Genomic DNA, 7,977 nt, shown 5'->3' on the forward strand with positions numbered 1-7,977 from the left:
GTTCGCGCCCTTCACATAGGCGGCGTGGTGCTTGTCGTGATGCAGCTCGATGATCTCGGGACTGATCACGGGCGCGAGCGCCGCGTAGTCGTAGGGCAGCTCGGGCAGCGTGTAGACGGGCATGCGGGGTCCCCTCCGAACCTCTTATTGCAAAAGGCTTGCAACTACAAGCTAGCAACAAGAAGGCGCTTCTGTCGCGCGTACCCCACACCCGCCAGCACCAGCGTCATGCCGCCCGTCCAGTACAACTGCACCCGGGTGTCCGGCTCCCTGGCCATCAGTACGAGGATCGCCGCCATGCCCACCAGAGCGGCCCAGGTCAGATACGGGAAGGCCCACATGCGCACGGTCGCCTTCCCGGGGGCCTCGCGTTCCAGCGTGCGGCGCAGCATCAGCTGGGAGACGGCGACGAAGGCCCAGACGACCAGGATGACCGCGCCGATCATGTTGAGGAGCCAGGAGAAGACGTCGTCGGGGCGCCAGTAGCTGAGGACCACGCAGACGAAGCCGAACACGCAGGAGGCGAGGACCGCGACGCGCGGCACCCCGGCGGGGGCGCGCCCCAGGAACGCCGGCCCCAGGCCCCGCCCGACCAGCGAGTGGGCGATCCGGGAGGAGCCGTAGACGTTGGCGTTCATCGCGGACAGCAGGGCGACCAGCACGATCACGTTCATCAGCTCGCCGGCACCGGGGATGCCCAGCTCGTCGAGGGCGGCGACGTAGGGGCCCTTCTCCACGACCGCCTTGTCGTCCCAGGGGACCAGGGTGACGATGACGGCCATCGAGCCGATGTAGAACAGCGCGATGCGCCACATCGCCGTACGGACCGCGCCCGCCACGCCCCGCACCGGGTCCTCGGACTCCGCGGCCGCGATCGTGACCGTCTCCAGACCGCCGTACGCGAACACGGAGGCGAGCAGGCCGACGACCAGGCCCTCGCCGCCGCCCGGGAAGAAGCCCCCGTGACCGGTGAGGTTCGCGGTGCCCGGGGCGGCCGTACCCGGCAGGAGCCCGGCGATCGCGAGCACCCCGAGGACCAGGAAGAGGACGATCGCGCCCACCTTCAGGGCCGCGAACCAGAACTCGAACTCGCCGAAGTTGCGCACCGCGGTCAGGTTCGTGGCGCAGAAGACCAGCATGAACAGGGCCACCCAGGCCCACTCGGGGGTCCCCGGCAGCCAGCCGGTCACGATCTTCGCGGCGCCGATGCCCTCCAGGCCCACGGCCGTGCACAGCAGCACCCAGAACGACCACCCGGCGGTGAAGCCGGCCCAGGGGCCGATCGCCCGCTCGGCGTGCGCGGAGAAGGAACCGGAGGAGGGATACGCGGCCGACATCTCGCCGAGCATCCGCATCACCAGCATCACGAGGAGGCCGGAGAGCGTGTAGGCGAGGACGATCGACGGTCCGGCGGCGGCGATCCCCGCTCCGGAACCGACGAACAGTCCGGCGCCGATGACCCCGCCGAGGGCGATCATCGACAGATGGCGCTGCTTGAGACCGTGGGTCAGGGAGGCGTCGGACCCTTGTGGGGTCTTGACGGCGGTGCTGGGCATGGGCGCGTTTCGTCCAATGCGTGAGACGGGCAAAAACGCCCACAGTCTGGGCGGTCCCCCCAGGTCAGAGAGGAGACCGCCCACCATGCGGACCCGTCGGGCACCCGCTGTGACTACGCGGCCACGGCCGAGTAGTGCGAGGCGTCGCCCTCGATCGACCAGCTCTCCTTGCCCTCGACACCCACCGGGACGTCCCCGGCGACGGTCACCCGGTGCAGCCGGCGCGGCAGGCCGTCGTAGTTGTCGACGGCGTAGTGCTGGGTGATGCGGTTGTCGAACAGCACCAGCTGGTTCTCCGACCAGCGGTGGCGCAGCAGGTTCTCGGGCCGGGTCACATACGCCTGGAGGATGTCGAGCAGCTTGCGGGACTCGCCCCGCGACAGGCCCACGATCCGCTGCGCGAACCCGCCGATGAACAGCCCGCGTTCCCCGGTCAGCGGGTGCACCCGGACCACCGGGTGGGCCGTGCGGTACCTGATCGAGGTGAACTGGGCCCGGCGGGCCGCCTGTTCCTCGTCCACGGCCTCTTCCGGGACCGCGTAGTCGTAGTCGTTGGTGTGCTCGGCCCACAGGTCGTCGGCGAGGCGCCGCAGCGGCTGCGGCAGGTCCCGGTAGGCGGCCGCCGCGTTGGCGATCAGTGTCTCGCCGCCGTACGGCGGGACGGTCAGGCTGCGCAGGGTGCTGGCCTGGGGCGGGTTGAGGACGAAGGTGACGTCGGTGTGCCAGTTGTTGGCGGCGCGACCGCCCTCGCTGTCGACGGGCAGGACGTTCGGGGCGCCGTCGACGGCGGGCACGGTCGGATGGGCGGTGGTGAGCTCGCCGAAGTGCCGGGCGAAGGCCTGCTGGCCCGCGTCGTCCAGATTCACCTCGCTGAAGACCAGCGCCTTGTGGGTGTTCAGGGCCTCGCGCAGCGCGGTGGCCGTCTCCTCGTCCAGGGGCCTGGAGAGGTCGACGCCGAAGACATGGGCGCCGATGTTCGCGGTGACCTTGCGGATCTCGATACCGGACACGGGGGGTCCTTCCTAGGCGTAGGCGGGCTGGACGTGCTGGTTGGCGGGGCGGGGCAGGCCGTAGCGCTCCCGCAGGGTCCGGCGCGGGCCGTACTCCTCGCGGAGCAGGCCGCGGGCGCGCAGGATCGGGACGACGTGGTCGACGAAGGCGTCGAGTCCCGAGGGGAGCACCGCGGGCATGATGTTGAAGCCGTCGGCGGCGCCCTGGGTGAACCAGGTCCCGATGGCGTCGGCGACCTGTTCGGGCGTTCCGGCGAAGGTGAGGTGGCCGCGGCCGCCGCCGAGCCGTCCGATCAGCTGCCGCACGGTGAGCCGGTCGCGCCGGGCCAGCTCCACGACGAGCGTGTAACGGCTCTTCGCGCCCTCGACGGCGGACTCCGGCGGCAGGTCCGCGGGCAGACGCCCGTCCAACTCCAGAGTCCCCGAGGGAAGTTGCAGCAGACGCTCCAGGTTGGCCACGCCGTGCCGGTGCACGATGTGGTCCTCCAGCTCCTGCTCCTTCGCGCGCGCCTCGGCCTCCGTGGCTCCGATGACGGGGACGATGCCGGGCAGCACCTTGATGTGCTCGGGATCCCGGCCCGCCGCCGCGGTACGGGACTTGAGGTCGGCGTAGAAGGCCCGCGCGTCCTCGATGGTCTGCTGGGCGGTGAACACGGCCTCCGCGTACCGGGACGCGAACTCCTTGCCGTCCGCACTGGAGCCGGCCTGCACGAGCAGGGGATAACCCTGCGGTGAGCGCGGCACGTTGAGGGCGCCCTCGACACCGAAGTACGTCCCCCGGTGTCGGGGCGGGTGGATCTTCGCGTCGTCGCCCCAGACGCCGGCCGCCTTGTCGCCGACGACCGCGTCGTCCTCCCAGCTGTCCCAGAGCTTGAGCGCCACGTCGAGGAACTCGGCGGCTCTGGCGTACCGCTCGGCGTGTGCGGGCTCGGCGTCCAGGCCGAAGTTGCGGGCGGCCTCCGCGCCGGCGGTGGTGACGATGTTCCAGCCCGCCCGGCCGCCGCTGATGATGTCCAGCGAGGCGAACTTCCGGGCCAGGTTGTAGGGCGAGTTGTAGGACGTGGACGCGGTCGCGATCAGCCCGATGTGCTCGGTGGCGGTGGCCAGCGCGGTCAGCAGGGTGAGCGGTTCCAGCGCGCCGGCGGGCCGCTGGGCGAGGCTGCTCCACAGCTGCGGCCCGTCGGCGAGGAACAGCGAGTCGAAGGTCCCGCGCTCGGCGATCCGGGCGAGGCGCACGTAGTGGTCGAGGGAGACGTGCGCGAACGGGTCGCTCTCGGGCAGCCGCCAGGACGCCTCGTGGTGGCCGGTGTTCATCAGGAACGCGTTGAGGTGGAGCTGTCTGACGGTCATGCGGGGTCCTCCGTGACGCCGAGTGCGGCAAGCAGTCGTTCGCGGTACTCGCCCAGCAGGGGATCCCGGTACGAGCGCGGGTGCGGGCGGTCGATGGTCAGGTCGAGGCCGATACGGCCCTGTTCGAGGACGAGCACCCGGTCGGCGAGCACGATCGCCTCGTCCACGTCGTGGGTGACGAGCAGGACGGACGGCCGGTGGCGCTTCCACAGCTCTCGCAGCAGCGCGTGCATTTTGATGCGCGTCAACGCGTCCAGCGCCCCGAACGGCTCGTCGGCCAGCAGGAGTTCGGGCTCGCGGACCAGCGAGCGGGCCAGCGCGGCGCGCTGGGCCTCGCCGCCGGACAGCTCCGTCGGCCAGGCGCGTTCACGGCCGGCCAGGCCCACCTCGGCGAGCGTCTCCCGCCCCCGGTCCGCGCCGTCCGTGCCCAGCAGGACGTTGTCCAGCACCCGCCGCCACGGCAGCAGCCGAGAGTCCTGGAAGACCACCGACACCCGCTCCGGCGCGCTGAGCCGGCCACTGCCGGCCACCTCGTGGTCCAGCCCCGCCACCGCCCGCAGCAGCGTGCTCTTGCCGGAGCCGCTGTGCCCGAGCAGGGCGACGAACTGTCCGGCCGGGATGTCGAGGTCGATGCCGTCGAGGACGGTACGCCCGTCGAACGACCGGGTCAGGCCCCGCAGTCGTACGGCCGGCCGGGTCAGCTGCTCAGTGTGCGGCGCCATGACAGCACCCTCCGTTCGACGAGACGGACCGTGCTGTCGGAGACCAGGCCGAAGACGCCGTAGACGACGAGGCCGACGAGGATCACATCGCTCTGGCCGTAGTTCTGGGCCTGGAACATCAGGTAGCCGAGCCCGCTGGTGGCGTTGATCTGCTCCAGCACCACCAGGCCCAGCCAGGAGCCGGTGACGCCGAGCCGGAGTCCCACGAAGAACCCGGGCAGCGCGCCGGGGATGACGATCTGCCGGACGAAGGCGAACCTCGACAGCCCCTGCACCTCCGCGAGTTCGACATAGCGGTGGTCGATGCCGGCCAGGGCGGCATGGGTGTTCAGATAGATCGGGATGTAGACGACGATCGCGATGATGGCGACCTTGAAGGACTCGCCGATGCCCAGCCAGAGGATGAACAGCGGGATCAGACCGAGGGTGGGGATCGCCCGGTTGAGGTTCACCGTCCCGTCGACGAGTGCCTCGCCGACCCGGCTGAGTCCGGCGGCCAGGGCCAGCAGGACACCGGCGGCCAGGCCGATCGCGAAGCCGGACGCGGCCCGCCGCAGCGAGGTCAGGATGTCGGTGGGCAGCGTCCCGGCCGTCCACAGATGGACGCCGGTGCGCACCACCGTCCAGGGCGCCGGGACCGCGGCCGGATCGAGCCGTCCCGCGGCGGACGCGGCGGCCCACAGGGCCAGGAGGAGGACCGGGCCGGCGAGCCGGGCCGCGGGCAGTCGCCGGCCGGGGGAGAGCCGGCGGCGCCTGCGGACCTGAGAGGTGTCCGGGGCGGCCGCGGCGGTGGCGGCCGTGGTGGTGGTCACGGCGCTCACCTCCGGTACTCCGCGCTCACGGACTTCGCGGCGATGCCCTCGAAGCGGTGGTCGAACAGCTCGCCGACGTCGAACTTCTTCACGAAGCCGCCCTCCGCCAGCAGATCCGCGGTCTCCTGCTCCCACTTGATCGCCTCGTCCCAGCTCGGCGGGAACAGCGGCTTGTTGGCCAGCGCGGTCACCGCCTTCGCCTGGGCGGGGGTCAGATTCTGCGTCTTCACGTAGAACTCCTCGTTCCAGAGGTCGGGGTGCTCGTACGTCCACACCTGGCCCTTGGCCCAGTACGGGATGTACGCGGCGACGGCCGCGGCCTTGGCGGGGTCGCCCAGCACGGAGGCCGGTGCCCACAGCAGGTTGAGCAGGTCGACCACGTCGGTGGTGATGGCCTGGGCGCCCTTCGCCTCGTACTGCTGGAGATAGGCGGGTGCCTGGCTGTTGGCGAGCGGCGCCACGTCCACCTGGCCGGACTGAAGAGCGGTGAAGAACTGGTTGCTGGTCAGCGGGACCAGCTCCACCTCGTCGTAGCCGAGCCCGGCCCGCTTCAACGCCCGCAGCAGGACCACGCCTTGTGCCTGCCCCTGCGAGAACGCCAGCTTCCTGCCCCTGAAGTCCCCGACCGTGCGGATGTCACTGCCGGGCTTGGTGGCGAAGAGATAGTTCGGTTTGCGGGTGATGTTGATCGCGACGATTTTCGCGTCGTAGCCCTGGAAATGTGCCTGGATCGGCGGGATTCCCGCGTTGTTGGCCACGTCCAGGGAGCCGGCACGGAAGGCGTTGATGACATCGGGGCCGGCGCTGATATTGGCCCAGCTGGTCACCTTGAACGGCGGATCACCCAGGTTTCCGAGTTTCAGCTGTAGTTGCTGGGTGCCGGAATACGAGGCGATCTTCAGGCTCGTGCCGGCCGGGACCTCGGCGGCGAGCGGGGCGGACAGGGCGTCCTTGCTGTCGGCGGCGGCACGGCCGGTGGCGCAGCCGCTGAGCCCGGCCACACCGGCCGCGGCACCGAGAAGCGAGGAGAGGAACAGTCGCCGGTCGACGCCGGACGTACGGGAAAAGGCCATGGGAGAACTCCTGGAATCAGCGCATGGGAAACTCGGCAGAAAAGAGTTCATGCGAAGGAAATGAGCGCGTCACACGGGGCAACGTGTCAGCAACAAAGGGCGCGACAGTACAGGTGCGGGCTCATGAAAAGGATGTTCGCGGTTCCGCGGAAGCCCTGTCAACATTCGGAGTTTCTGAATTAAATAGCCTCAGGTGACGCGGCCAGTGGATCCCGGTAGAGCACGTCCAGCGCCACCGCACCGCCGGCCACGGCAAGGACGGAGTCCGGGAAACTCGACGGGACGACACAGGCCGCCCGGTCGTCGCCCACGCCCTCGCGCAGAGCGGCCAGGCAGTCCTCCCGGTGCAGGATGCCGACCTCGGTCACCACGACCGTCTCCGGGTTCAGCACGTCGAGGAGCAGTCGCGTCGCCCGCCCCACGGCAGCCGCGCGCTCCGTCAGCAGCCGGGCCGCCACCGGGTCGCCCGCGGTCGCCGCCGCGACCACGTGCATCGGGTTCCCGCCCTCGCCGATCCCCGCCCGCCGGGCCCGCCGGCACAACGTCCGCTCGCCCAGTTCCGCCTGGAGGCACCCGGTCCGCCCGCAGTCGCAGGGCTCGGTACCGCCCGGCACCGAGAGGTGGGCGATCGCGCCCGCCTGGGAGCGCGGCCCGTGGTGCACCTCGCCGTGGGTGGCGAACGCCGCGTCCACCATGGTGCCGACGAACAGATGCAGCATGCTCCGGCTGCCGCGTGCCCGCCCGAACAGCCGCTCGGCGTTGACCAACGCCCGCGCGTGCCCGTCCACATGGACCGGCAGGCCGGTGCGGACGCCGAGCAGTTCCCGCACCGGCACCTCGTGCCAGCCCAGCAGGGGGTGCTCGACCACGGTCCCGGAGTCCCGGTCCACCCAGCCGCCGGCCGCGAAGCCGACGCCGAGGCAGCGCAGCCGCGGGAACCGGGCGAGGAGCGCGGCGAGCGCGTCGGCGGCCCGCGCCAGGACCGCGGGGGCATCGGCCCGGTCGGCCCGGTCGGCCCGGTCGGCCCGTGCGTGCCTCTCGGCACCGTTGTCCGTGCCGTGCCTGCCGTGCCTGCCGTCCCCGTCGTCCCTGTCGTGCCGCAGCTCCCGTGCGGCGACCACCCGGCCGCGCAGGTCGAGCAGCGCAACGGTCGTATGGGGGACGGCCACATGGACCCCGCCCACGACGAACCGTGACGCGTCGAGGTCCACGGGCACATGGGGGCGTCCCACACCCTGGGAGCGCCGGGGTGTCTCCGACTCCCGGATCAGGCCGAGTTCGGTGAAGCGCGAGCAGTAGTCGGTCACGGAGGCCGGGGACAGCCCCGTCAGCCGGGCGATGGTGCTGCGCGCCACCGGCCCGTGCTCCAGCACGGACCGCAGGACGACGCTGGCGCTGGTCCGGCGCCGGGCCGTGGAAGGGGAAGGGGAAGGAGAAGGGGAGCGGGATGAGGT

Annotated in this window: 7 protein-coding genes and 1 pseudogene; all 8 read right to left on the reverse strand. The window is 71.2% G+C overall.

Annotation, left to right across the window (positions count from 1 at the left end; genetic code table 11):
- A pseudogene (locus EHS43_RS31040) lies at positions 1-123 on the reverse strand (superoxide dismutase); the annotation flags it as partial.
- 41 nt (positions 124-164) lie between these two features.
- The gene (locus tag EHS43_RS31045; RefSeq protein ID WP_125194022.1) at positions 165-1,556 is read right to left on the reverse strand and encodes an amino acid permease; all 1,392 of its coding nucleotides are present in this window, start codon (positions 1,554-1,556) and stop codon (positions 165-167) included.
- Between the two features lie 113 nt (positions 1,557-1,669).
- The gene (locus tag EHS43_RS31050) at positions 1,670-2,566 is read right to left on the reverse strand and encodes a TauD/TfdA family dioxygenase (RefSeq protein ID WP_125194023.1); all 897 of its coding nucleotides are present in this window, start codon (positions 2,564-2,566) and stop codon (positions 1,670-1,672) included.
- A 12-nt stretch (positions 2,567-2,578) separates the two neighbouring features.
- A complete protein-coding gene (locus EHS43_RS31055; RefSeq protein ID WP_125194024.1) occupies positions 2,579-3,916 on the reverse strand; it encodes an LLM class flavin-dependent oxidoreductase in 1,338 nt (445 codons plus the stop codon).
- Complete coding sequence (locus EHS43_RS31060) at positions 3,913-4,638, reverse strand: ABC transporter ATP-binding protein (RefSeq protein ID WP_125194025.1); 726 nt, start codon at positions 4,636-4,638, stop codon at positions 3,913-3,915. The genes EHS43_RS31055 and EHS43_RS31060 overlap by 4 nt, the downstream gene beginning before the upstream one ends.
- Positions 4,614-5,459: an ABC transporter permease gene (locus EHS43_RS31065; RefSeq protein ID WP_125194026.1), complete on the reverse strand. Its 846-nt coding sequence runs from the start codon at positions 5,457-5,459 to the stop codon at positions 4,614-4,616. Before EHS43_RS31065 ends, EHS43_RS31060 begins: the two co-directional genes overlap by 25 nt.
- Positions 5,456-6,523, reverse strand: coding sequence for an ABC transporter substrate-binding protein (locus tag EHS43_RS31070; RefSeq protein ID WP_125194027.1), 1,068 nt, complete (start codon positions 6,521-6,523; stop codon positions 5,456-5,458). The genes EHS43_RS31065 and EHS43_RS31070 overlap by 4 nt, the downstream gene beginning before the upstream one ends.
- A 179-nt stretch (positions 6,524-6,702) precedes the next feature.
- Positions 6,703-7,977, reverse strand: a 1,275-nt coding sequence (locus tag EHS43_RS31075) for an ROK family protein (protein ID WP_260470795.1), incomplete at its 5' end; no start/stop codon positions are given.

The sequence above is a fragment of the Streptomyces sp. RP5T genome (assembly GCF_003933965.1).
In the GTDB taxonomy this organism is placed as follows: Bacteria; Actinomycetota; Actinomycetes; order Streptomycetales; family Streptomycetaceae; genus Streptomyces.